At 41.6% G+C, this 25,667-nt stretch carries 19 protein-coding genes and 1 other RNA gene; 18 read left to right on the forward strand and 2 right to left on the reverse strand.

Annotation, left to right across the window (positions count from 1 at the left end):
• Window positions 1-10 precede the first annotated feature (10 nt).
• Complete coding sequence (locus tag A374_RS03670) at window positions 11-1,066, reverse strand: glycosyltransferase family 2 protein (protein WP_007200837.1); 1,056 nt, start codon at window positions 1,064-1,066, stop codon at window positions 11-13.
• A 179-nt stretch (window positions 1,067-1,245) separates the two neighbouring features.
• Here A374_RS03670 and A374_RS03675 point away from each other — a divergent pair, with 179 nt between their 5' ends.
• The 15 genes from A374_RS03675 (at window position 1,246) to splB (ending at window position 19,153) form a co-directional block, all read left to right on the forward strand.
• On the forward strand, window positions 1,246-3,285 hold the full coding sequence (locus A374_RS03675; RefSeq protein WP_007200838.1) for a thioredoxin domain-containing protein: 2,040 nt from the start codon (window positions 1,246-1,248) through the stop codon (window positions 3,283-3,285).
• Between the two features lie 106 nt (window positions 3,286-3,391).
• Entirely contained in the window at window positions 3,392-5,641 is a 2,250-nt protein-coding gene (locus A374_RS03680) for a DEAD/DEAH box helicase (protein WP_007200839.1), read from the forward strand.
• A gap of 19 nt (window positions 5,642-5,660) precedes the next feature.
• The gene (locus A374_RS03685) at window positions 5,661-6,917 is read left to right on the forward strand and encodes a ribonuclease H-like domain-containing protein (RefSeq protein ID WP_007200840.1); all 1,257 of its coding nucleotides are present in this window, start codon (window positions 5,661-5,663) and stop codon (window positions 6,915-6,917) included.
• 471 nt (window positions 6,918-7,388) lie between these two features.
• Window positions 7,389-7,961 carry an SLOG family protein gene (locus tag A374_RS03690; RefSeq protein ID WP_007200841.1) on the forward strand — a complete coding sequence of 191 codons (573 nt, stop codon included), beginning with the start codon at window positions 7,389-7,391 and terminating at the stop codon, window positions 7,959-7,961.
• A 92-nt stretch (window positions 7,962-8,053) separates the two neighbouring features.
• The gene (gpsB, locus tag A374_RS03695; RefSeq protein WP_007200842.1) at window positions 8,054-8,365 is read left to right on the forward strand and encodes a cell division regulator GpsB; all 312 of its coding nucleotides are present in this window, start codon (window positions 8,054-8,056) and stop codon (window positions 8,363-8,365) included.
• Between the two features lie 82 nt (window positions 8,366-8,447).
• An RNA gene (gene rnpB / locus A374_RS19815) (RNase P RNA component class B) lies at window positions 8,448-8,839 on the forward strand.
• 86 nt (window positions 8,840-8,925) lie between these two features.
• Window positions 8,926-10,065: a THUMP domain-containing class I SAM-dependent RNA methyltransferase gene (locus A374_RS03705; RefSeq protein ID WP_007200844.1), complete on the forward strand. Its 1,140-nt coding sequence runs from the start codon at window positions 8,926-8,928 to the stop codon at window positions 10,063-10,065.
• Window positions 10,066-10,224: 159 nt separating this feature from the next.
• Window positions 10,225-10,431 (forward strand): hypothetical protein, encoded by a 207-nt coding sequence (locus tag A374_RS03710; protein WP_007200845.1) that lies wholly within the window; start codon window positions 10,225-10,227, stop codon window positions 10,429-10,431.
• Between the two features lie 149 nt (window positions 10,432-10,580).
• On the forward strand, window positions 10,581-12,098 hold the full coding sequence (locus A374_RS03715) for a carboxypeptidase M32 (protein ID WP_007200846.1): 1,518 nt from the start codon (window positions 10,581-10,583) through the stop codon (window positions 12,096-12,098).
• A 127-nt stretch (window positions 12,099-12,225) separates the two neighbouring features.
• Window positions 12,226-12,642: a CoA-binding protein gene (locus A374_RS03720; RefSeq protein ID WP_007200847.1), complete on the forward strand. Its 417-nt coding sequence runs from the start codon at window positions 12,226-12,228 to the stop codon at window positions 12,640-12,642.
• A 177-nt stretch (window positions 12,643-12,819) separates the two neighbouring features.
• Window positions 12,820-14,799, forward strand: coding sequence for a DNA topoisomerase IV subunit B (parE, locus tag A374_RS03725; protein ID WP_040340294.1), 1,980 nt, complete (start codon window positions 12,820-12,822; stop codon window positions 14,797-14,799).
• A 3-nt stretch (window positions 14,800-14,802) separates the two neighbouring features.
• The gene (parC, locus tag A374_RS03730) at window positions 14,803-17,235 is read left to right on the forward strand and encodes a DNA topoisomerase IV subunit A (RefSeq protein WP_007200849.1); all 2,433 of its coding nucleotides are present in this window, start codon (window positions 14,803-14,805) and stop codon (window positions 17,233-17,235) included.
• A gap of 45 nt (window positions 17,236-17,280) precedes the next feature.
• Window positions 17,281-17,781, forward strand: coding sequence for a metal-dependent hydrolase (locus A374_RS03735; protein ID WP_007200850.1), 501 nt, complete (start codon window positions 17,281-17,283; stop codon window positions 17,779-17,781).
• A gap of 110 nt (window positions 17,782-17,891) precedes the next feature.
• On the forward strand, window positions 17,892-18,131 hold the full coding sequence (locus tag A374_RS03740) for a transcriptional regulator SplA domain-containing protein (protein ID WP_007200851.1): 240 nt from the start codon (window positions 17,892-17,894) through the stop codon (window positions 18,129-18,131).
• Window positions 18,128-19,153, forward strand: coding sequence for a spore photoproduct lyase (gene splB / locus A374_RS03745; protein WP_007200852.1), 1,026 nt, complete (start codon window positions 18,128-18,130; stop codon window positions 19,151-19,153). Before A374_RS03740 ends, splB begins: the two co-directional genes overlap by 4 nt.
• 417 nt (window positions 19,154-19,570) lie before the next feature.
• Here the strand turns inward: splB and A374_RS03750 are convergent, their stop codons facing one another.
• Entirely contained in the window at window positions 19,571-21,619 is a 2,049-nt protein-coding gene (locus tag A374_RS03750) for a molybdopterin-dependent oxidoreductase (RefSeq protein WP_007200853.1), read from the reverse strand.
• A 539-nt stretch (window positions 21,620-22,158) separates the two neighbouring features.
• Between A374_RS03750 and A374_RS03760 the strand changes: the two genes are divergently transcribed.
• The 3 genes from A374_RS03760 (at window position 22,159) to A374_RS03770 (ending at window position 25,666) form a co-directional block, all read left to right on the forward strand.
• Window positions 22,159-22,467 (forward strand): DUF4870 domain-containing protein, encoded by a 309-nt coding sequence (locus tag A374_RS03760; RefSeq protein ID WP_007200855.1) that lies wholly within the window; start codon window positions 22,159-22,161, stop codon window positions 22,465-22,467.
• A 108-nt stretch (window positions 22,468-22,575) separates the two neighbouring features.
• Window positions 22,576-24,066 carry a PucR family transcriptional regulator gene (locus tag A374_RS03765; protein ID WP_007200856.1) on the forward strand — a complete coding sequence of 497 codons (1,491 nt, stop codon included), beginning with the start codon at window positions 22,576-22,578 and terminating at the stop codon, window positions 24,064-24,066.
• A gap of 139 nt (window positions 24,067-24,205) precedes the next feature.
• Window positions 24,206-25,666 carry a CoA-acylating methylmalonate-semialdehyde dehydrogenase gene (locus tag A374_RS03770; protein WP_007200857.1) on the forward strand — a complete coding sequence of 487 codons (1,461 nt, stop codon included), beginning with the start codon at window positions 24,206-24,208 and terminating at the stop codon, window positions 25,664-25,666.
• Window position 25,667 lies beyond the last annotated feature (1 nt).

Raw genomic sequence — 25,667 nt, forward strand, 5'->3', positions numbered from 1 at the left:
TCTTCGCATTTTACAATAAGGCAGCGAGCATGCGTTTCATGCATTCTTTCATGCGAGACTGTTTATGCATGTTCTCGCCGATTGCATAAAGCGCTTGTGTGTCACATTGCGCAATGCTTTGTAAATAGTCAGTTGTGAAATATTGAATAGAACGCGAATGATTTAGCGTTTCACGCAAAGAAGGATGATGACAATAATCAGCAATGAGAGCAAGACGTTCTTCTGAAGTAGCATTGTTTTTCATCATATTCATTAATACCGTTTTAAACGTATTGAGAAGCATGAGACTAATTCCGGCCATGTGCTCATCCTTACTGTTCGTATAATGCTCCGTGATGACTTCCTTTTGAATTTCATAGCCATTAACTGAATCCCAAAATAAGGAAGGCATAAACTTACTCGTAGCCCCCCCACTTCGATAGTAGTACAGCGGTTGATTAATGAGCTTTACGCGTTTTGCCTCCAAGAAAATTTCTAAGTTAAAAAACAAGTCATCTCCAAGAAATTGAATACGTTGTAAATATGTTCCCTTATTTTTTACTAACTCTTTTTTATATAGCTTCGCATAGAGTGCGGATGGAAAAGGGTGGCCATGGAAGTACGCGGCTGCTAGTTCATTTTTCACTTCTTCACCTGTATACAGGCGATCGTTTTGAAAATAAAGGGAAGGGTTTTCTTTTTTTATCAAGGCATGACCGCCAAGCACTTTGTAAATATTGCATACAGAAAGGTCACATTCATTCTTAATAAGCGCCTCTAACAATGTTTGAACAATGTGTGGACTTACCCAATCATCGGCATCTACGAACATGAGATAAGGAGCGGTTGCTTCCTCCATTCCACGGTTACGGGCAGCTATACTGCCATTGTTTTCTGTGGAGATAATCGTAATACGAGAGTCACTAGTGTAGTAACGCTCGCAAATAGCTAAACTATGATCGGTAGAGCCATCATTGATAAGGATGATTTCAATATCTTCAAACGTTTGTTTTTGGAGGGAACGGATGCATTTATGTAACTTTTCCCCACTGTTATAAACAGGAATAATGATGCTAACGGTTGGCACAATAATCCTCCTAAGTTGTTTTCTTCTTATCTTACAATATAGTACACAATATAAAGTAAAAAACTCAAGGCAAGTACAAAAAAGTTTAAGAGAATACGACTGTCCTAGAGTTTCTAGTCTATTTGTTATAAGATGACTACAAGAGATCCTAACAATGATGAGTAAAGGATGGTACGACGATGAACGAGAATCGACTTATACATGAAAAGTCTCCTTACTTGCTTCAACACGCACATCAGCCTGTCGATTGGTATCCGTGGGGAGAAGAAGCATTTGAAAAAGCGCGACGCGAAAAGAAGCCCGTCTTTCTTTCGATCGGCTATTCGACATGTCACTGGTGTCATGTGATGAAAAAAGAATCCTTTGATGATCATGAGGTCGCTGCCTTATTAAATGAACGATTCGTTGCGATTAAAGTAGACCGTGAAGAACGACCAGACTTAGATCAAGTGTATATGGCAGTTTGTCAAGGTCTGACAGGGCAAGGTGGTTGGCCATTGAATGTCTTTTTAACCGCCGATCAGCGACCCTTTTATGCCGGTGTTTATTTTCCAAAAGAAGATCGGTATGGATCACCTGGTTTTAAAAGTGTCATAACGCAGCTTTCTGAAAAATATACAGAACGACATGAGGAAATTCACGACTATAGTAAGCGTCTAACCGAAAGCTTACAACGAAAAATGAAGCAAGAACCAACTGCTTTACAAGAAACCATTTTACATACGTGCTTTAATCAACTGGGGCAAATGTTTGATTCGATCTATGGTGGATTCTCGCAAGCTCCTAAATTTCCTGCTCCTACTATTCTCACCTATTTATTGCGTTACGGTCAGTGGCAAGGAAATGATTTAGCGTTACAAATGGTTGAACGAACACTAGATGCGATGGCTGATGGTGGGATTTATGATCAAATTGGCTATGGATTTTCTCGTTATGCGGTGGATCAAATGTGGTTAGTGCCGCACTTTGAAAAAATGCTCTATGACAATGCCTTGTTATTAATTGCCTATGTAGAGGCGTATCAAGTTACGAAAAAGCCGCGTTATCAACAAATTGCGGCAGAAATTATCCAGTATGTAACGACTGTTATGCGTGATGAGCAAGGCGGTTTTTATTGTGCAGAAGATGCCGATTCTGAAGGAGAAGAAGGGAAATATTACGTATTTTCAAAAACAGAGATCGAACGTCAACTCCCACAAGAACAGGCATCCGCTTTTTGTGCGCTGTATGATATTACAGACGAAGGTAATTTTGAAGGAAACAATGTACCGAACTTGATTCATCAACGTAAAGAACGCATTGCGCAAACATTAGGCATCACCGAGGAAAAATTAAGCACGTTAGTAGAGCAGGCCCGCCAAACGCTCTATCGCTATCGCGAAACACGCATTCCACCTCATAAAGATGATAAAATCCTTACGTCATGGAATGCATTAATGATCGTCGGCTTAGCAAAAGCTGCAGCGGCATGGGATGAGCCCGCCTATCGCGAGCACGCAAAGAGCGCGCTGAGCTTTATTGAAAAAGAACTTGTCATTCATGACCGCGTCATGGTGCGCTATCGTGAAGGCGATGTGCAAGGTAAAGGATTTATTGATGATTATGCCTTTTTAGCCTGGGCGTATCTTGAAATGTACGAGGCAACCTTTGATGATCGTTATATTTCCAAGGCACAAACGTTGACACAAGACATGCTCTCATTGTTTTGGGATGAGTCTCATGGTGGTTTTTATTATGCTGGAAACGATGCAGAACAACTAATTGTTACGGGTAAAGAGGCGTATGATGGCGCCATGCCATCGGGCAACGGCGTGGCAGCGTATGTGCTCTGGAAATTAGGGAAATTAACAGCTGATCCACAGTATGATGAGAAGCTTGAAGCCCTTTTTGACGTCTTTTCATCCGATCTATCACACTATCCTACTGGCCACACCCAACTGTTGCAAGTATGGATGTTAACCCAAATGAAAACGGCAGAGGTCGTTCTTGTCGCTGAGCAAGAACAGGTTGCTTCCTCTTTACGAACGCTACAGAAAACCTTTCTTCCTCACGTTGTTTGGTTTCTACAAGATCCCCGAGAACGAGCGGCGTTTACTAGTTTTCAGCTCGTGGATCGGACGAAGAAGCACCCAATGATTTATGTTTGTGAAAATTTTCACTGTCAAAGACCAAGTGAGGCGATTGAAGAAGCGATTGCGGAACTTATTGAAATGAAATAGTGTAGTGAGTGAAAAGGACCTTTACGTAAAGCGTCCTTTTCTTTACGTCATCATGCTAGCCATACGAACAGTTATTCGATACACTAGAGCAAAAGAGGTGACCGGGATGCTTAAGAAACAATCATTATCGGAATTGATTCCACAATTAAAAACAAATGAAAATATTATTCATTGGCATGAAATCGGAGCGCAACAAGCAAAAACAAAACCATTTCCAGCTACGCTTGATACGCGCATTGCAGCGGCATTAAAAAAGCGCGGCATTCATGCGCTCTATTCGCATCAACATACTGCGTATGAAAGCGTACAGAACGGTCGGCATATCGTAGCGGTCACGCCAACCGCCTCAGGAAAAACATTGTGCTACACCTTACCTGTTTTGCAAGCCATTGCAGAACAAGAAGAAAATCGAGCGCTGTATCTTTTTCCAACGAAAGCGCTAGCGCAAGACCAAAAAAGTGAAATCAATGAGTTGATTGCAGAAATGGAGATGGAGATCAAAAGTTATACGTATGATGGGGATACGTCACCGGCCATTCGTCAAGTCGTTCGCCAAGCAGGGCATATTGTTATTACGAATCCAGATATGTTGCATTCAGCTATTTTACCGCATCATACGAAGTGGGTTAGCTTATTTGAAAATCTTAAATATGTTGTCATTGATGAGTTACATACGTATCGAGGCGTGTTTGGAAGCCATGTTGCCAATGTGATTAGACGCCTCAAGCGAATTTGTGCATTTTATGGCAGTTCACCACAGTTTATTTGTACGTCTGCAACGATCGCTAATCCAAAAGAGCTTGCGCAACAATTAACAGGTCACAGCATGACATTAATTGATGATAATGGCGCTCCGCGTGGTGTTAAGCATTTTGCTTTTTACAATCCACCGGTTGTGAATCAACCTTTAAATATTCGCAAAAGCGCAACGGCTGAAGTAAATGCTTTAGCAAAAATGTTTCTAAAAAACGACATTCAAACGATTGTATTTGCGCGTAGTCGAGTGCGCGTGGAACTGATACTAAGTCATTTGCAAGAGCTCACGAAAAACGATATTCAATCAACAGCCATTCGTGGCTATCGTGGCGGCTATTTACCAAAACAACGTCGTGAAATTGAACGTGGTCTACGCGCAGGCGAAATTAAAGGTGTCGTCAGTACGAACGCGCTAGAACTAGGGGTGGATATCGGTCAACTGCAAGTCTGTGTGATGACAGGTTATCCTGGAAGTGTAGCCAGTACGTGGCAACAAGCTGGACGCGCCGGTCGTCGGCAAGAGGAATCGTTAATTCTTATGGTTGCCTCGTCTACTCCACTTGATCAATATGTGGTTGCACATCCCGAATACTTTTTCGAACGCTCTCCTGAATTTGCAAGAATTAATCCGGAAAACATCATTATTTTCGTTGATCATCTAAAGTGCGCCGCGTATGAATTACCATTTAAGGCGGACGAAACGTTTGGTAGCGTCGACGTCAACGATATTTTAGAATTTTTACGCGAAGAGCGCATTCTTCATGTTCATAAAGATACGTATCATTGGGGAAGTCAAGTGTTTCCGGCCGCCAATATTAGCTTGCGTTCTGCCTCTCAAGAAAATGTTGTCATCATAGATACGTCTGACAAAGCAAATGTTCATATTATTGGTGAAATGGATCGTTTTAGCGCGATGACCTTGCTGCATGATGAAGCGATATATTTACATGAAGGTACGCAATATCAAGTCGAAAAACTCGATTGGGATCATTGTAAAGCCTACGTAAAAGAAGTAGAGGTGGAATATTACACAGACGCTAATTTAGCGGTACAACTACATGTGTTAGAAGTGGATGAAACGACGCAACGTGCGAACAGCTCCGTTCATTTTGGCGATGTGGCTATTCATATTTTGCCTTCAATTTTTAAGAAAATAAAGCTGTCGACGTTTGAGAACATCGGTTCAGGACCGATTGCTTTACCCGAGGAAGAACTGCACACAAATGCCTGTTGGTTAGCGTTAACAAATGTTGATCCTACACTTGCTGAGAAAACACTTGAACAATTATTACTTGGCGTTGCGCACGTATTACAACACGTTGTTCCCGTTCATGTTATGTGCGATGTACGAGATATTCATGTGGTTTCACAAATTAAAGCGACGCATTCAGGGCTGCCAACAATTTTTTTGTATGATCATTATCCTGGTGGCATTGGATTAGCGCATGATGTGTACAAGCGTTTTGATGAGGTACTTGAGCGCGCTGCGATGGTTATTGAAAACTGTCCTTGTCAAGATGGCTGTCCTTCATGTATAGGGACAGAGTTGCTGAACATAGAGGCGAAAAAACGTAGCGTTGCCCTTTTAAAGCACCTGTAAAAGAAAGGAGGAAGAGAACGTGTTAAAGGCGAAGCTCCATACATTTAAAAAGCATCTCATTAAAGAACAAGAAGCCGATTCGCCGCCAATTCCTGAGGAAGTAGAGAATGGTAGTCAGCACGAAGAAACGTGGAAGTCTTTTCACACAACGCCTTATCAGTATGAGGACGAAGCGTGCCTTATTCGTGAAGTTGCGTACCCTCTTCAAACAAAATGGGGACGTTATACCTTTAGTGAGTTAGCACCTGTGCTCGAAGGCTGGCGGACATTACGAAGTGAACATCCGCTCTCTTCTGGAGCACTAGAGGCAGAAGATCTTCTCTTTTTTGATACCGAAACGACCGGTCTTAGCAGTGGCGCAGGGCATTCTATTTTCTTGCTTGGATCGAGTCAAGTGAGAGATCAGAAGGTAAATGTTCGGCAGTATTTGTTACAAGGACCAGGATCAGAGGTCGCGATGTATCATTATTTTCTTCATCATGTAAAAGGCTTAAAAAATCTCGTTACCTACAATGGAAAAGCCTTTGACTGGCCACAAGTGAAAACAAGGCATACGTTACTACGGCAGTTCGTACCGTCCCTCCCCGCATTCGGTCATTTTGATTTATTGCACGGCTCTCGTCGTCTCTGGAGGGACACGTTGCCTTCTGTTCGGCTCGCAGCTGTAGAAGAAGCCATTCTGCAAATTAAACGAAAGCATGATGTTCCTGGTTACTTGGCACCTATGCTGTATTTTCAATACGTAAAAGAACAAGATCCCGAGCTCATTCAAGGAGTGATGACGCATAACGAGTGGGATGTTCTTTCGTTGATTACACTCTATATTCATCTTTCTTATATTTTACAAGATGCTATTCCGCTTTCAGTAAAAGAACAATTCGAAGCCGCAAGATGGTTTGAAGCTGTTGGCGAATCACATCTGGCCCGCATTCGCTATGAAGCGCTGCTAACGCAAGAGCATTCTCTTCGTCGAACGGTAACAAAAGCTCTGGCTGCCTTATTAAAAAAAGAAAAAGAAGGCGAGCAAGCCTGTCGCCTATGGGAAGAGCTTTGTCAAGAAGAACAACACGATAGTGACGTTTTTATAGAAGTTGCAAAATGGTATGAACATCACGGAAAAGATCCAGAAAAAGCACTCCTATATGCACAACAAGGCTATGCAATCTATAAAAGCACACGCCGAATCGTTCGTCGCATTGACGAGCAAGAACGGAGCGCTTTTGAAAAACGAATTGAACGCCTTAAGAAGAAAGTCGCTACTTCTAAAGAGAGATAAAGATTGACGCCATTGCTTGCAAAAAGGCCCTAACATGAGGTCGTCTTGTTCTTTCGTAGCATGAAGATGGGATTAATCTCCTTTTTTCTAATGACTTCTTCATCTATTTTAAGAAATTACCTAAAAAAGTCAGAATTTTTTAAGGTTGTTGTTGTTTTCATTTCTCTTGATTTTGTGTAAAATAATAAGGAAATCGTCACGGAAAATACGGCTTATTGCCCAGGCAAGCGCAGGAATGGTGCTATTTTGACATTCTAGTTCTTTGTTCCTGGTAAGAAGTGTCGGTTGCTGTGAAGAATGTTATTAATTTGTCGTGATGGAGAGATGGAAACGTGAGAATTTGGGTTGTTTTTGCATTTTTTATTGTGTTAGGACTAACGCTTTTTATCTCAAATGAATTAAGTCAAGCAACGTAAGTAAAAGAACTAATCATCTGATTGGTTCTTTTATTGTACATAAGGAGGTGCCCTTTTGAAAAACGTGCTAGTCACGGGTTATAAAGCGCATGAGTTAGGCATTTATAATGAAAAACATGAGGGTATTTATTACATAAAAAAAGCGCTAGAGCGCCGTTTACAGCAGTTAATTGAAGAAGAGGGTTTGGAGTGGGTGATCATTAGTGGCCAAAGTGGTGTCGAGATGTGGGCAGGGGAAGTGACCGTTCATTTACGAGAAAACTATCCCCACGTTAGATTGGCGATTTTAACCCCTTTTCAGGATCAACAGAGTAAGTGGAAAGAAGAAAGACAAGCACAATATGAGGAGTTACTTCGTCAAGCGGATTTCGTCGAATCGCTTTCTCATAAGCCGTATGAATCGCCGGGACAATTGCGCTCGAAAAATCGTTTTCTTGTGCAAAAAACAGATGGAATCGTAGCGCTATATGACGAAGATAAGCCAGGATCACCCCGCTTTTATTTAGAAAATGCAAAGCTTCGGCAGGAAAATGACGCTTCATACGAAATACTATACATTACGCCGTATGATTTGGAAATTCTCTATGAAGAAGAGCAGGCGATGCGCGGTGATTTCTTTGACCAATGAAAGAGAAATTGACTTTTTCGTAGACATTTGAAAAAATAAAAACGGGTTCAACATGCACAATTTGAATGAAGTTAATGACAGAGGTGACCATTATGAACAGTGAGAAAAAAATGAATTTAACAGCTAAAGACGTTTTAGAAAAAGATTTTAAACAAGGTTTTCGCGGCTATGATCAAGATGAAGTCGATAAGTTTTTAGATTTAATCATTAAAGATTATGAGAATTTCCAAAAAGAATTAGAGGCTGTAATGCAAGAAAACAATCGCCTTCGCAAAGAAATGCAAAATACGTCCGAGCAAACGCGACGCGTTCCCCCAGCTTCAACCATGAATGTAAACTCTGATATCCTGCAGCGTTTATCGAATTTAGAGAAGCACGTATTTGGAAGCAAATTATACGATTAAAGAAGCGCACTATTTTTCTCATTGATTTTTGCAGAAGTTCTTGGTATACTGAATCTTGCTTTGAGACAATTTAATACTAATAACGTTCGGGTAATCGCGGCGATTTCTTTTGAAAATCGTTGAGGAAAGTCCATGCTCGCACGGGCTGCGACGCCCGTAGTGTTCGTGCCTGGCGAAAAGATAAGCCAGGGTATTCTGGTTTCGACTGGATTAACGGCAGGGAACTCACCTAAGTCGCAAGATATGGTGACACTACCTTTAATGTGCCACAGTGACGTAGTCTTTTCGGAAACGAAAAGAGTGGAACGCGGTAAACCCCACGAGCGAGAAACCCAAATTATGGTAGGGGAGTTTTCTTTGCGGAACTGAACGCGAAGAAGATCAGGTGAATCACCTGAAGATAGATGATTACCACCGGAGTACGAGACTTAGCAGTCGTCTGTAGTACGAAGGAACAGAACATGGCTTACAGAACGTTATTGGTGACACTTAAAGAAACGGGCCCTAGCGGCCTTTTTTCTTTGCAGTGCAAAAATCGTACATAAAACGAGGAGATTTCAATGAACTTAACATATATTGCGACAGCTGCCATGGGACTTGAATCCATTGTGGCTCAAGAAGTAAGAGACTTAGGGTTTGAAGATGTGCGTGTAGACAATGGAAAGATCTTTTTTTCCGGCGATGAAAGTGCGCTTTGTCGTGCCAATCTTTGGCTACGAACGGCAGATCGCGTGAAGCTTGTCGTTGGAGAATTTAAAGCGGAAACGTTTGATGAGCTATTTGAGCAAACGAAGGCACTTCCTTGGTCTGATTTTATTCCCGAAAATGGCGAATTTCCCGTAATCGGTAAGTCGGTGAAGTCTACACTTTATAGCGTACCCGATTGTCAAGCCATCGTAAAAAAAGCCGTTGTTGATCAGATGAAAACCGCGTATAACCGTGAAACATGGTTTCCAGAAGACGGAGCACTTTACCGAATTGAAGTTGCCATCTTAAAAGATAAAGTTACACTTACGCTTGATACGAGTGGGACGGGCTTACACAAACGTGGTTATCGTGCCCTTCATAGTGAGGCACCACTTAAAGAAACGATGGCATCAGCGCTTATTAAGCTAACAAACTGGACACCAGATAAGCCATTTGTTGATCCGTTTTGTGGATCGGGGACGATTCCGATTGAAGCAGCCATGATTGGCCAAAACATTGCGCCAGGACTCAATCGTGAATTTGCGTCTGAAAAATGGGACTTTGTTGATAAGAAATTATGGTATCGCGCCGTAGAAGAAGCGCATGACCTTGCTAATTATGATCAAAAGTTAGATATTCAAGGCTCGGATATTGATCATAAGATGATTGATTTATCTATTAACAATGCTTCTGAAGCAGGCTTTGGTGACTTGATTACGTTTAAACAAATGCAAATCAATGATTTTACAACGAGAAAAGAGTACGGCTGTATTATTAGCAACCCGCCTTACGGAGAGCGTCTCGGTGAAAAAGAAGAGGTAATGCAGCTGTATAAAACGATGGGCGAAGTATTCCGTCCTCACGATACGTGGTCTGTGTACGTTATTACCTCTAATGAGCAATTTGAACAATTATACGGCAGACAAGCAACGAAAAAACGCAAATTATACAACGGTCATATTAAATGTGACTATTATCAATATTTCGGAAAACGTCCGCCTCGCAAATCATAAAGAAAAGCACGTTCTACTTTACGAAATCATCGTAAATGAGGAACGTGCTTCTCTGTATTTTTTAACAAGCGCATCATAAATTACATGCACACTGAATATAGTCCATAGACGTCTAAAATTAAGAACAGGCGGGCACTACTATAGACGAGGTGAACAAGAGTGAATCAAAATGAATGGCAGCAATTATATCAATTAAAAACAGCGTTTGAATCGTTAAAGCAGTTACACGTTAATCATGATGAGGGGTTAACAGAGGCACTTGGACAAGCCGATCATATTTTAAAACAAGCACTATACTTTGAATTGGATATAAAAGGAGAGTATTGTTATGATGCCTTATTTCATGACAAAGATGCTCCGAAGTAATGCTACAAAGCAGTCAAACAATCATAAGACGGTTGTTTGGCTTTTTCTGTGAAAGAGAAAAATAGCAGGAGCAGGAGTTTAGGGTTTTCTACCGAATCATATCGTGGTATGGTTAAAATCTAGTAGGTTACATAGAAGGGGAGAGAACGATGGCACAAACGTTGCAATCCGTTGAAAAAGATTTTTTAAATTATGTGAAAAAAATGGCTCATTTAAATGAAGCGATCGGTGTGATGTATTGGGATTTACGGACAGGTGCACCGAAAAAAGGAGCTACACAACGCTCAGAAGTAATCGGTACATTAGCTGCTGACGTATTTGCAATGTCAACTTCGGATGAAATGAAGCAATATATTGATGAATTAAGTGAGCCTACTCACTACGCAACACTTTCGGATATTACGAAAAAAACGCTCGAAGAAGTAAAAAAAGAATATGAACGGAACGCTAAAATTCCACCTGCTGAATTTAAAGAATATGTCATCTTGCAATCCAATGCGGAAAGCATCTGGGAAGAAGCGCGTGAAAAATCTGATTTTTCAATGTTTCAACCGTATTTAGAAAAACTTGTTGAAACAAACAAACGCTTTATCGGCTATTGGGGCTATGAAGGAAATAAGTATAATACACTGCTAGATATGTACGAACCAGGCATGACGGTAGACATCCTCGATCGTACGTTTAAGAAGCTACGCGATCATATCGTTCCTTTGCTACAAAAAATAACAACGAAACAACAGCCAAATCAAGACTTTTTATTTACGAAGTTCCCTAAAGAACAGCAAAAGGACTTTAGCCTTCATGTGCTAAAAGAAATGGGTTATGACTTTGAGGCAGGACGTTTGGACGAAACAGTGCATCCGTTTGCTACAGGTTTAAGCCCTGGTGATGTGCGTGTAACGACTCGTTATGATGAGCAAGACTTCCGCACAGCCGTATTTGGTACGATCCATGAAGGTGGTCATGCGCTGTACGAGCAAAACATTTCACCAAAATTAATTGGTACGCCACTATGCACGGGCGCGTCAATGGGCATTCACGAATCACAATCGCTTTTTTGGGAAAATATGATTGGTCGTCATTTTGGTTTTTGGCAAAACCATTATGAAACGCTTAAGTCGTATAGTGCAGGTCAATTTGACGCTGTGAGTCTTGAAGATTTCTACAAAGCCATCAATGTTGTAGAACCTTCATTAATTCGTATTGAAGCAGATGAATTAACCTATCCACTGCATGTTATTGTTCGTTACGAAATTGAAAAAGGGTTATTCAATGACGAGATTGAAGTGAAAGATCTTCCGCGCGTTTGGAACGAAAAGATGCAAGAATATCTAGGAATTACACCACCAAATGATGCGCAAGGCGTTCTCCAAGATGTTCACTGGTCAGGAGGAAGCTTCGGATATTTCCCTTCGTATGCGCTTGGCTACATTTACGCCGCTCAGTTGAAAAATAGCATGAAACGTGATTTGCCAAATGTAGACGAAGCAATTGCCAACGGTCAATTTGAGCTTATTACGAAATGGCTGCAAGAGAACATTCATCAGTATGGTATGATGAAGAAGCCAATGGAACTATTGCAAGATGTGACGGGGGAAGGATTGAATGCAGATCATTTAATCGCATACTTCGAAAACAAATATAGTGCTATTTATGATGTGAAGTAACAGCCAGAAGCCAGCACTTACACAAGGTGCTGGCTTTTTATGATCATGAGAATACGAAGCTTTTCGTTTATAAAAAGCGATTTCCGTCTATACATATAACAAAACCTATTGTAAGGGGTGTCAAAGAATGAGCTTTCGCAATCCTAGTGATTCAGAAATACAAGCTATTTTACAGCGTAAGAAAAGAATTGCTGTTGTCGGGTTAGGAAACGATGTAACGAAACCGGTGTATGGCGTCTCACAAGTCATGCAAGCGGCCGGCTATGAAATCATTCCTGTTCACCCTAAAGCGGATGAAGTACTTGGTGTAAAAGCAGTACGCTCGCTAAAAGAGATCACAGGGCATGTTGATATTGTAAACGTATTTCGTCGAAGTGAATATTTACCGCAAGTAGCTACCGAAGCCGTTGAAATAGGCGCAGATGTCTTTTGGGCGCAACTAGGTTTATATCATGAAGACGTACCAGAGATTTTAAAACCCCATGATATTGTTTGCATTATGGATCGTTGCTTAAAGATTGAGTATGCTCGGTTGTTGAAATAAGCAGTAACCACCCGCAATGGTTGGGTGGTTTTTTCATGAAAGAGCGAAAGGTTTTTGCACGATGGAAGCAGAAAAGATACAATAAGGAGCAGTCTCTTTTCCACGTGTACAGTGGAATAGAAACAAATGTTCTGGTATGATAAGTAATGCGCACTAGTTTTTGCGAAGGGAGAAAGAATGTTGGCAGGAAAAACGAAAGTTGAATACAATGATGATGCTATTCAGGTGCTAGAAGGCTTGGAGGCGGTACGTAAGCGCCCTGGTATGTATATTGGTAGCACAGATAGTCGTGGCTTGCATCATCTCGTATATGAAATCGTAGATAATGCTGTCGATGAGGCACTTGGAGGATTCGGCAATCATATTGCAGTAACGATACATAAAGATCAAAGTGTAAGTGTAAAAGATGAGGGGCGCGGTATGCCAACGGGTATGCATAGCCTTGGAAAACCAACGCCAGAAGTTATTTTAACGGTTCTACACGCCGGTGGTAAATTTGGTCAAGGTGGCTATAAGACATCAGGAGGCCTTCACGGTGTAGGGGCTTCGGTTGTCAATGCGCTATCTGAATGGCTTGAAGTGATCATTCATCGCGATGGTCACATCTATAAGCAACGCTTTGAACGAGGTGGTCAACCGGTAACCACATTAGAAGCAATCGGAACATCGAAAAAAACGGGTACGACCATTCATTTTAAGCCTGATGCGACAATCTTTAGTACAACGAACTTTAATTTTGAAACGTTAAGCGAGCGTCTTCGAGAAGCGGCGTTTTTATTAAAAGGCGTGATTATTGAACTGCGCGATTTACGCAGTGGCCAGCACGAAACGTATCAATATGAAAGTGGATTAACGGCGTTTGTTTCCTATTTGAACGAAGATAAAGATGTGTTGCATCCGGTCGTTAGCTTTGAAGGCACCCAAAATGAAATTGAAGTAGATTTCGCCTTTCAATTTAATGATGGCTATTCAGAAAATGTGCTTTCCTTTGTGAATAATGTGCGAACAAAAGATGGCGGAACACATGAATCTGGGGCGAAAACGGCGATTACACGGATCACAAACGATTATGCACGCAAAATTGGACTCTTAAAAGAAAAAGATAAAAACTTAGATGGTTCTGATATTCGCGAAGGTTTAACGGCAGTCGTTTCTGTCCGTATTCCCGAGGAAAAGCTACAATTTGAAGGACAAACAAAAAGCAAGCTCGGAAGCAGTGATGCCCGTTCTAGCGTTGATAGTGTCGTATCAGGCAACCTATCTTATTTTCTTGAAGAGAATCCACAAACAAGTGAAATGCTCATCAAAAAAGCCGTGAAAGCAGCACAAGCGCGAGAAGCTGCCAGAAAAGCTCGGGAAGATGCCCGCAACGGCAAGAAAAACAAACGAAAAGATACGGTGCTTAGCGGTAAGTTAACGCCAGCAACGTCGCGAAACCCCGCGAAAAATGAGCTTTATCTCGTCGAGGGAGACTCAGCGGGTGGTTCTGCGAAGCAAGGACGCGATCGTCGTTTTCAAGCGGTGCTTCCTTTGCGCGGAAAAGTAATTAATACGGAAAAAGCAAAACTTGCAGATATTTTTAAAAACGAAGAGATTAATACCATCATTCATGCGCTCGGAGCAGGGGTTGGTTCGGATTTTGCTGTTAAAGACTTAAACTATGACAAAATTGTGATTATGACCGATGCCGATACAGATGGTGCACACATTCAAGTGTTGCTCCTAACGTTCTTCTATCGTTACATGAAACCGTTACTAGAGAGCGGAAAAGTGTATATTGCGCTTCCACCCCTGTATAAAGTAAGCAAAGGTACAGGTAAAAAAGAAATCATTGAATATGCATGGGATGACAGTGAGCTGCAACAAGCCATGAAAAAAGTCGGTAAAGGCTATATTATTCAGCGCTACAAGGGACTTGGCGAAATGAATGCTGATCAGTTATGGGAAACGACCATGGATCCGGAAACGCGGACGCTCATTCGTGTCAAAATTGATGATGCAGCGCGCGCCGAAAAGCGCATTTCTGTGCTAATGGGTGATAAAGTAGAACCGCGAAGAAAATGGATTGAAGAACACGTGCAATTTGGCTTGAATGAAGAAACAAACATTCTTGATAATGAAAATCTATCCGATCAGCCATTTGCCGAGGAGGTTTAACAAGTGTCAGCGACAGAGAGATATTTAGATCTTCCGCTCGAAGAGGTCATCGGTGATCGGTTCGGAAGATATAGTAAATACATTATTCAAGATCGTGCCCTACCCGATGCAAGAGATGGCTTAAAGCCTGTACAGCGCCGTATTTTGTTTGCCATGTATCAAGAAGGCAATACGCATGAGAAACCGTATCGTAAGTCGGCAAAAACTGTCGGTAATGTGATTGGTAACTATCATCCACATGGAGATTCTTCGGTTTATGAAGCGATGGTACGGATGAGTCAAGATTGGAAAGTGCGTAAAGTTTTAATTGGTATGCACGGAAATAATGGTAGTGTCGATGGGGATCCCGCGGCAGCTATGCGGTATACAGAAGCACGTCTTTCCGCCATATCTTCAGAATTATTACGAGATATTGAGAAAAATACGGTAGAATTTGCACCGAACTTTGATGATACATTGCAAGAACCTGTCGTGTTGCCCGCTCGTTATCCCAATTTACTCGTCAATGGTTCAACAGGAATCTCTGCAGGGTATGCAACAGACATTCCTCCGCATCATCTAGGAGAAGTAATTGATGCGGTCATTATGCAAATTGCGAATCCTGACGTTTCACTCGAACAGCTTATGACCGTCATGAAAGGACCGGATTTTCCAACAGGCGGGATTGTACAAGGAAAAGACGGGATTAAAAAAGCATTTGAAACAGGCAAAGGTCGCGTTGTCGTTCGTGCTCGCACGAAAATAGAAGAATTACGTGGTGGCAGAGAACAGATTACGATCGATGAAATCCCGTTTGAAGTAAATAAAGCCAATTTAGTAAAGCGAATGGACGAGCTGCGCTTAGATAAAAAAGTCGAAGGAATTGCTGAAGTGCGTGATGAAACCGATCGTACGGGCATGCGCATCGTCATCGAATTAAAAAAAGAAGCAAATGCAGCAGCTATTTTAGCGTTCTTATTTAAAAATACGGATTTACAAATTTCGTTTAACTATAATATGGTTGCCATTCATAACAAAACGCCAAAGTTGATGAGCTTAAAGCAAATTATTGCTTCGTATATTGAACATCAGCGTGAAGTCGTTACAAACCGCTCTCGTTATGATTTAAACAAAGCAAAGGAACGGCAACATGTCGTTGAAGGTTTAATTCGTGCCATTTCTATGTTGGACGAAGTGATTGCCATCATTCGTGGCTCAAAAGATAAGCGCCATGCGAAAGATAACTTAATGCAATCGTTTCAATTTACAGATGCACAAGCAGAAGCCATTGTAACGTTACAACTGTATCGCTTAACGAATACAGATGTGACGACACTTCAAAAAGAAGCCGATGAACTAGCGAAAAAAATCGAAACGTTAAGCGGCATTTTAAATAGTGAAACAAAGCTATTGAATGTGATCAAAAAAGAGCTACTTGAAGTGAAGAAAAAATACAACGATGACCGAAGAACAGTCATTGAAGATGAAATCGAAGAAATTAAGATTAATATGGAAGCGATGATTCCGTCTGAAGATGTCATGGTAGCCATTACAAAGGATGGCTATGCAAAACGTTCTTCTTTACGCTCGTATTCAGCTTCTAATGGGGAAGCGCCGACTATGAAAGATACCGATCGGCTTTTATTCGCTTCTTCGCTCAATACGACGGATACCGTGTTGTTATTTACGAATAAAGGCAATTATATTTTCATGCCCGTATACGAACTGCCCGAAGCACGCTGGAAAGATGCCGGTCAACATTTAGCGAATATGGTAGGCATTGCGCGTGATGAGCAACTTTTAAAAGTCGTGCCTGTTCAGCAATTTGATGAAAGTTATCTTATTTTCTTTACGAAGCAAGGATTAGTTAAGAAAACAGAATTACTTCATTATAAAGCACAACGCTACAATAAAATGCTCATGGCGCTAAAACTAAAAAATGATGATGAAGTGATTGATGTGCAACGAACAGACGGAAAACAAGACGTCTTTATCGCAACCAATCAAGGTTACGGTTTACTTTTTAATGAGACCGAAGTGAACATTGTCGGTCAGCGTGCTGCTGGCGTGAAAGGCATTAATTTAAAAGACGACGATTATGTTGTTAGTGGCTTAACCGTACCTGCGAATGAACAAGCCGCATTTCTACTAATGACTCATCGCGGAGCTGTAAAAAAAATGAAACAAACTGAATTTGAACCATCTTCACGTGCAAAGCGTGGACTCGTCATGCTACGAGAGTTAAAAAAGAACCCACATCGCGTTGTTGCTGTTGAAGTGATTGATGGTACAACACGCTTTGAATGGCAAAGTACAAAAGGCGATTTAGGCCTCATTGATCCTTCGGAATTAAAGTGGGCCGATCGCTACAATAATGGTGCTTTTTTAGTCGATCAGGCTGAGGTCGGAGATGTGATAGCTATGAGGCCTTTTATAGAACTAGAAGAAGAGAAATAAGACGTAGGTAAGCGTTTAGACTAGAGAGAGAGAAAAAGGTGAACCATGAAAGGAAATACACACGTCGTTGGAGGACTTGCCGCCGCTGTTCTTGCAGATTATGTTCTTCTAAAAAATAACCTCCCCCTCGATCGTGAAGTTGTTTTTTATAGCACAGCATTGTTTGGCAGTATGCTACCAGATCTTTGCCACCCAGGTTCTTGGATTGGCAAAAAAACGAAGGTGTTATCAAAGCTTGTGAGTAAAACGTTTGGTCATCGAACGATTACCCATAGCTGGTTATTTATTCTTTGTGTATACTGGCTTGCAAGTTATGCACCTGCTTCCTATGAACAAGTCGTTTCATATGGCCTTATAAGTGGTGTGGTTAGTCATCTGTTCCTAGATGCCTGTACAGCCCGAGGTATTCAGTTGCTTTATCCATTGCCACTTCGCTTTCGTTTTCCGTTGTATACAAAAACGGGATCAAAAGCAGAAAGTGCTGTATCCACCATGTTAATGGCTGCTTCTCTTGTTCTTTTTATGAAGCATTATTTTTTTCAATAAGCAAAGCCTAGAACGTTGCGACGTTCTAGGCTGTTTTTTTTGATTTCATAAAATCGGGAAAGAAAGGAGAGGATACGTAAAGAGAGAATCAAACATACAGGAGGCATCCTATGGCAAAAAGAGGGTATAATCCCGGAGATGACGTGTATGTTATTTATCGCAATCCACATACACCAAGTGTCGCGAATATTTCACAAGCGGAAATTGTTCCGCATCCAACCGAAGTTGGCGAGACAGCCATCTTATTACATGGCACCTATCAACTTGTTGCTGATGATGATGCTGTTTTTCATTCTTATGAAGAAGCGGCTGCACATTATGAAACGTTCTATGGAGGAGAGTCTCCATGAAACCGTGGGTGCCACAACTCGTTTATATTGAACCTCGTGCGCTTGAATATTCCCTTGGGCAGCAACTTTTGAAGAAATTTACTGATATGGGGTTAGAAATTCGGGAAACGACGTCGCATAATCAAGTGCGCAATATTCCTGGAAATAATGATTTGCAGAAATATCGCAATGCCAAATCAACGCTTGTTGTAGGTGTGCGAAAAACATTACAGTTTGATACGTCTAAACCGTCGGCGGAATATGCGATACCGTTAGCGACAGGCTGTATGGGTCATTGTCATTACTGTTATTTACAAACGACGATGGGCTCTAAGCCTTACATTCGCACATATGTAAATGTCGAGGAAATATTAGATCAAGCGGCACAGTATATGAAAGAACGCGCACCACAAATGACGCGGTTTGAAGCGGCGTGTACATCCGATATCGTCGGTATTGATCATCTAACACATAGCTTAAAGCGGGCCATAGAATATTTTGGGCAAACGCCACATGGAATGCTACGCTTTGTAACTAAATTTCATCATGTGGATCATTTATTAGATGCAAAGCATGAAGGACGGACACGCTTTCGCTTTAGTGTAAATGCCGATTATGTGATCAAGCATTTTGAACCTGGTACCTCTTCGCTTCAAGAGCGAATTGATGCAGCGAAAAAAGTAGCAGAGGCAGGCTATCCACTTGGTTTTATTATTGCGCCTATTTATTTGCATGAAGGCTGGCAAGAAGGTTATTCACACTTGTTTGAAAAGCTCGATCAAAGCTTGCCACTTTCGTTACGTAACGATGTGACGTTCGAGATGATTCAACATCGCTTCACAAAACCAGCAAAGCGCGTCATTGAAAAAAATTATCCGAAAACAAAATTAGAAATGAACGAAGAAGAACGCCGCTACAAGTGGGGGCGCTACGGTATTGGGAAATACATTTATCCTAAAGACGAAGAACAACAAATCAGAGAGCATTTAACGAAGGAAATTACGCGTCATTTTCCTAAGGCTACAATCGAATATTTTACATGAAAAAGCGGGGAAGAGGGTTACTCTTCTCCGCTTTGCGTGTGATCTAAGATACGAATGTAGTTGCCACATTCATCGGTAAAAACCGCGTAGCGACTAGGGTCCAATGCTTAGTGAACCTTTAATAAAGCGTAGATTTTGATGAAGATCATATACGCATCAACGCTCTCCACGTAAAAGATTCCGCCTGCGCATAGAATCTGCTCATCTCGCTGTTTGGTAGAGAAAAGGCAATGAGAGAATCATCCGGCGCTTGCCACGCCACCTCCATTGCAGCTGCTCTGCATAAAAAGAAGCAGCTTGCTTCAGATTTGTAACAGAATGATACAACTAGAGAAGTTTCAAACAAAACCATCCTTGTTCATTCTTTGTTATCAGAATATTCCGTTATAATACGCATGTCAATCTACTACTGAAACGTTAGTAAGTTTTCTTATCAATAGACACTCTTCCCGAGAAAAACGTAGCGCCACCACCCATGTCTGCGAGGCGGTCTGGCGTTAAAGCATTGACAAGTTGCTTCGTGCCAGGAGCTTCTCGGTAAAGTCCTTGTGTAACCGCTACACCAGGTAAGACGTGTTCACCAACGCTTGCTTTTAAATAACATTCTCCGCGCTCATTCCAAATACGAATCATTTCACCATCCACGATGTTTTTCTTTGCTGCATCGGTCTTATTAAGGTAAACAACAGCTTCCTTTTCTAACGTTTGATGAGTCGCATTGTTATTAAAAGTAGAATTTAAATAATTATGATTCGGACCTGGAATAAACAATAGCTCGTGTTTACCATTCTCTTCTTTTAAAGGGATATACGTCGGTAAAGGAGGATAGCCATCTTGCTTCATAGTCTCTGAATACAGCTCGATTTTCCCGCTTGGTGTGAGAAGTTTTCCTGGAAATAACCGAGGTTTTTGTGCTTTAACAAAAGCCTGCTCTTGCAAAGCTTCTAGCGTAACTGGAGCAAGAGCTGGGTTTTCAGGATGATGGAGCGCTTGAGCAATCATCGCTTCATCCGATTCGTATAAAGCGTCTTCTGTAAAGCCCATTGCTTGTGCGAGTAAACGAAAGACAGCTGGATTGGATTTACTTTGTCCATAAGGTTCAATAACAGGTTCCTGTAATTGCACAAAATGATGCCAATACGACGTATAGAAATCAAGATTTTCAAAAGAAGACGTGGCCGGCAACACAAGATCTGCATAGCGTGCCGTTTCGGTTAAAAATAAATCATGCACAACGGTAAATAAGTCTTCGCGTTCTAACCCTTGTTGGACTTTGTTTGCTTCCGGTGCGACGACAGCAGGATTACTATTATAGACAAAAAGAGATGAAATTTTGTTCTCTGTCTGTAAGAGTGCAGACCCGAGTTGATTCATATTCACGCGCTGTCCATGCGTTTCTGTTCGTAAATCTGGACGCTGCACCGCCGCTTTATTATGTGCTAAGTAACCAGAATTTCCTTTGATGGCACCGCCGCCTTCATAAAGCCATTGACCGGTTAGTGCGGGAAGACATGCAATGGTACGAATGGTCATTCCGCCATTATCATGATGTTGCGGGCCATTGCCAATGCGAATGAAGGCGGGTGATGTCGTTCCATACAAACGCGCTAGTTTTAAAATGTCATCAGCTGGAATACCGGTAATCGTAGCAACTGTGTTGTGATCATATTGCGCTACATGCTCACGCAATAAAGGAGCTCCGGTTGTATACTTTGCAAGAAAAGCTTCATCAACAAGTTTTTCTTGAAAGAGAACGTTCATCATTCCTAAGGCAAGCGCGCTATCTGTTCCAGGACGAATGGGAATAAACCAATCTGCTAGCACCCCAGTTCGATTTTTGTGAACATCAATTACAATGATTTTCGCTCCATTTTTTCGCGCTTTTTGCGCAAGCGCTACTTGGTGCATATTTGTACTTACAGCATTAATGCCCCAAAAAATAAACAATTTTGAATGAATCGTTTCTTCAGGATCAATGCCAAAGCCACCGCCCATCGTATACGTATAACCTACGCCACCCGCAACCGAACAGATTGTTTGCTCAAGTTGGGTGGCACCAAGCGTATGAAAAAAGCGGCGATCCATACCCTCTGCGCTTAAAATCCCCATATTACCATAGAAACTATAAGGTAAGATGGACTGTGGGCCATGCTTTGCAATCAGTGTTTTCCACCTAGTGGCAATGGTATCAATCGCTTCTTCCCATGAAATTTCCGTAAATTGACCACTTCCTTTTGGTCCAACGCGCTTTAATGGTACGGTTAAGCGCTGCTCATCATAAATGCGTGCACCCATATGCCGCACTTTATTGCAAATATTCCCTTTCGTAACAGGGTGAGAGGGATCACCTGCTATTTTTGTGATTTTTCCTTGTTCTTTATGTAAAAGTAAGCCGCATTGATCTGGACAATCGAGCGGGCAAACGGCTTGGAAAATACCATCTTTTTCTTCAAGAGCGGAACGCATCACGTGTCCTCCTTTTCACTAGTTATGGATTAAGAATACGAGGAAATGGTCTTGTAAGCAACTTTTATAGAGAAGCTGAGTTCACAAAAAGAAAAGATTGTTCGAACGTTTTACAAAGAAAGCTTTATAAATCAAAAAAGCAACCGATATAAAGAATAAAATGAAAGAGTGAGTATATATGCGTTGGCTATCAATTCTTAGTACCTTTCGACGTTTTTTCGTTCGTTGTCCTTATTGTGGAAGCAAGCTACGAAAAAACCTTTATCCGACAGCCTTTTATTTAGGAACCGTCAATATGTGTCCAAATAAAGAGTACGCTGAAAAGTTATATGGCAATGGACAGGTGATTACGTTTGAAAATGACGGACAAGCCCTTGCTTTTTTTGAAACCTCAGCATCACACAGTAACAGGCTAGAAAGAAAATGCTCTTAAGCAATCTACGTCTTAAGTCTTAGGAAAAATATATCGTTTGTCTATTGAATAGATGCTCCGACCTACATATAATAAAGCAGAACATTGAAAAAGGAGCTATACACACATGGAACATAAAGGTGCAAAAGTATTTATTCATGCTAGTACATGGTTTGCTCCCATTATTATCCCTCTCATCATTTTTTTGCTTATAAAAAGTGATGAGGTAAGAAGTCTTGCTATTCAAGCGGTTATTTTTCATTTTGTTATGGGGATTCTTATTGCCATATCAGCCTTCTTCTCATGGGTATTAATTGGCTTACCATTTTTAATTCTTTTTAGTTTAGTAGCGCTCATTGCCCCAATCATCGGGATTGTTAGAGCGCTTCAAGATCAACCATTTTCTTATCCCATTATTGGATCGTGGTTTAAGTAAGTAAAAGAGGTGCTCTTCATGAGCGCTTTTTTTTATCGTGTTATTTTTTTACGAAGTAGCGACGATGTTGTACACTGAAGGTAATCATTGTCAGTAAGGAGGGGCTTTATGGTTACTGTTTCTTCATTATTGCAACGAACGCCGTTTCAGTCTGTAGACGTACTCGCTGGTGCAACGGGCTTAGAGCGAACGATTTCATGGGCTCATGTCATTGAAAAGAAAGAAATTGGCCATTTCCTAAATGGTGGTGAACTTGTATTAACGACTGGCATGGCGATCGCACAATGTGAGCGCTCCTTTGTTTCGTTTGTTAAGCAATTAATACAGCAACAAGTGGCTGCTCTTTGCGTCGAATTAAGCGAAGAATTACCGGAAATTCCTATGACCGTCCAAACGCTTTGTAACGAGCATAATTTTCCACTGCTTATTTGCAGAGAAGAAGTTCGTTTTATTGATATGACACAAGACTTACATACTCATTTAATTCAACACCATTACGAAAACATTCAACAGCTGGAGCAGTTTACACAACTGTTAAATCAACTGTTATTACATCCAGACCCTCTTGCTAAGATCCTTCATCATCTTCAGCTCGCAACGCAAAAAACCTTTCGTATTGAATCTTCGCCTACACCTATGATTGCATCACCTTCACGCTTTCCAATTGAAGTCTTTGAGCAGCCTGTTGCTATGCTGTATCTTTGTGATGAGTTAGCGCTATCAGAGCATGAGCTGTTATTTGTAGAGCGCTGTGTGACCGCTCTTTCGTATTATTACATGCGAACATCCTATGGAATGGAGCGACAGAAAGCACAACAACATCGCTGGATTCACCAATGGCTTCAAGGGCATTTGCAACCTTATGAAATTGCTGCTCACTTGCAAACAGCATATCATCCCTTGTGCGAAGAGCGCTGTGCGGTATTGGTAACGCAGCAAGAACGACCGCAAGACTTGACGTACGTCCAAATGATGATTACCAGTTTGGTAGAGCCATTCGGTTTTACGTTGCTTCCTTACGTAGAGGACGAGCAGCTTCTATATGTTCTTCTCGATCAACGAGACAAAGACACCTGTAAAAAACGCCTGCTTGCTAGTTTTACTAAAGTACAAAAAAATGAGCAACTTTCGCCGTTTTCGTTTTATATTGGTGCCATCTGTCACAGCTTCAGCTCTCTTCCAAAAAGTTATGAAACAGCTCAGCTAACCAAATCACTTCAGAAGCATTTGCCCATTTCACAAGACGTGTTCTTTTATGAAGATCTTCATTTACATCGTTTACTTGCTATGATTCCCCAAAAACAAGAACTGCACCGTTATATGCTGGACTACTTACAACCGATCATTGAACATGACAAGCTCCATCAAAGTCAATTGCTTCAGACACTTACCGTGTATTTGCAGTGTCAAGGCAATAAAAAAGAAGCGGCTGACCGCTTGTTTATCGTTCGCCAAACGCTGTATCATCGCCTCAAGCAACTACAAGAGTTACTTGGTGAAGATTTTATGGAGCATGGCAAGCGACAGGCCATTGAGTTTGCTTTGCTCGTTTTCAGCGTAGAACAACCAACACCAATAGGAGACGTTCGTTATTTTTAGCAATCGGGGATACCTCGTTAGTCACTGTGTCTAAAAATGAAGGTGAAAGGCTTACACACTGTCTAATGAAGTGACAAGAGCGACGCGCTATAATGAAGGTGGAAGGTAATAAAAACCCATTATTGTAGGAGGTTTCCATATGACAGTTGCCACGAATCAAGCGCTTATTCTACGAAATTTTGTAAATGGAAAGTGGATGGATGTAACGAGTGAACAATGGTTAGATGTACCGAACCCAGCAACGGGAGAACGCTTAGCAACTGTGCCGATGTCTTCAAAAAAAGAGGTGGATGAAGCCGTTCAAGCAGCACATGGAGCCTTTATGGCGTGGAAGCAAATGCCGGTTGTGAAACGAGCACGCATTTTTTTTCGCTATCAACAATTACTGATCGAGCATCATGATGAATTAGCCCAACTCGTCGTGAAGGAAAACGGCAAAAGCTATAAAGAAGCATACGGAGAAGTGTTGCGTGGCATCGAATGTGTTGAGTTTGCATGCGGTGCACCAACGCATATGATGGGGCAATCATTAGCAGGTATTGCCGAAGAAATGGATTCAGAAATGTTTCGCTACCCGCTTGGAGTTGTAGCAGGCATTACGCCTTTTAATTTTCCAATGATGGTTCCGTGCTGGATGTTTCCGTTAGCGCTCGTTTGCGGAAATACGTTCGTATTAAAACCGTCTGAGCGAACACCGATCTTAGCCAATCGTCTTGCTGAATTGCTAACGTTAGCAGGCTTACCAGCTGGCGTATTTAACATTGTTCACGGTGCGCATGATGTGGTGAATGGCTTATTAGAGCATCGTGATGTAAAGGCTGTATCCTTTGTCGGTTCGCAGCCTGTTGCCAAATACGTATACGAACAAGCCGCAGCGAAAGGCAAGCGCGTGCAAGCACTATCTGGTGCGAAAAATCATCATATTGTCATGCCTGATGCGGATTTAGAGAAAGCGGTCCAAAATATCGTAAGCTCGGCATTTGGTAGTGCGGGTCAACGCTGTATGGCTTGTAGTGCTGTCGTGCTCGTTGGTCATCAAGAAACGTTTGTATCTGCGTTAAAAGCGAAAGCGGATGAAATGAAAATGGGAGATGGTATGAACGAAGAGGTGCTTCTTACGCCAGTCATTCGTGATAGTCATCGACAGAAGGTCATGCAATGGATTCAGGATGCGAAAGAAGAGGGCGCAACACTTGTACGAGATGGCCGTCAAGAAGTGGACCATCACGAGAAAGGGACGTTTCTCGGAGCGACAATTTTTGATCATGTAACACCAGAAATGACGATTGCTAAAGAGGAATTTTTTGCTCCTGTTCTTAGCATCCTTCGTGCTGAGAATTTACAACAAGCGCTTGCCATTGTTAATGGCTCGAAGTTCGGTAATTCTGCAACGCTTTATTCACACGACGCAAAAGCGATTCGCTGCTTTCGTGAAGAAGCAGAGCCTGGCATGTTAGGTGTGAATGTGGGTGTACCTGCACCGATGGCTTTCTTCCCATTTTCAGGTGCGAAAGACTCCTTTTACGGTGATCTGCACGCAAACGGAATCGATGGAATTAACTTTTATACGCGAAAGAAAATGATTACAACACGCTATTAAC

Source organism: Fictibacillus macauensis ZFHKF-1 (genome assembly GCF_000269865.1).
GTDB classification, from domain to species: Bacteria; Bacillota; Bacilli; order Bacillales; family Fictibacillaceae; genus Fictibacillus_C; species Fictibacillus_C macauensis.

Coding starts and splice junctions, on each gene's coding strand:
- A374_RS03720 (WP_007200847.1), top strand. CDS start 12,226: ATGAGCTTTCGCAATCCTAGTGATTCAGAAATACAAGCTATTTTACAG.
- gpsB (WP_007200842.1), top strand. CDS start 8,054: ATGAACAGTGAGAAAAAAATGAATTTAACAGCTAAAGACGTTTTAGAA.
- A374_RS03760 (WP_007200855.1), top strand. CDS start 22,159: ATGGAACATAAAGGTGCAAAAGTATTTATTCATGCTAGTACATGGTTT.
- A374_RS03680 (WP_007200839.1), top strand. CDS start 3,392: ATGCTTAAGAAACAATCATTATCGGAATTGATTCCACAATTAAAAACA.
- A374_RS03735 (WP_007200850.1), top strand. CDS start 17,281: ATGAAAGGAAATACACACGTCGTTGGAGGACTTGCCGCCGCTGTTCTT.
- splB (WP_007200852.1), top strand. CDS start 18,128: ATGAAACCGTGGGTGCCACAACTCGTTTATATTGAACCTCGTGCGCTT.
- A374_RS03715 (WP_007200846.1), top strand. CDS start 10,581: ATGGCACAAACGTTGCAATCCGTTGAAAAAGATTTTTTAAATTATGTG.
- A374_RS03770 (WP_007200857.1), top strand. CDS start 24,206: ATGACAGTTGCCACGAATCAAGCGCTTATTCTACGAAATTTTGTAAAT.
- A374_RS03765 (WP_007200856.1), top strand. CDS start 22,576: ATGGTTACTGTTTCTTCATTATTGCAACGAACGCCGTTTCAGTCTGTA.
- A374_RS03750 (WP_007200853.1), bottom strand. CDS start 21,619: ATGCGTTCCGCTCTTGAAGAAAAAGATGGTATTTTCCAAGCCGTTTGC.
- A374_RS03705 (WP_007200844.1), top strand. CDS start 8,926: ATGAACTTAACATATATTGCGACAGCTGCCATGGGACTTGAATCCATT.
- A374_RS03740 (WP_007200851.1), top strand. CDS start 17,892: ATGGCAAAAAGAGGGTATAATCCCGGAGATGACGTGTATGTTATTTAT.
- A374_RS03675 (WP_007200838.1), top strand. CDS start 1,246: ATGAACGAGAATCGACTTATACATGAAAAGTCTCCTTACTTGCTTCAA.
- parE (WP_040340294.1), top strand. CDS start 12,820: ATGTTGGCAGGAAAAACGAAAGTTGAATACAATGATGATGCTATTCAG.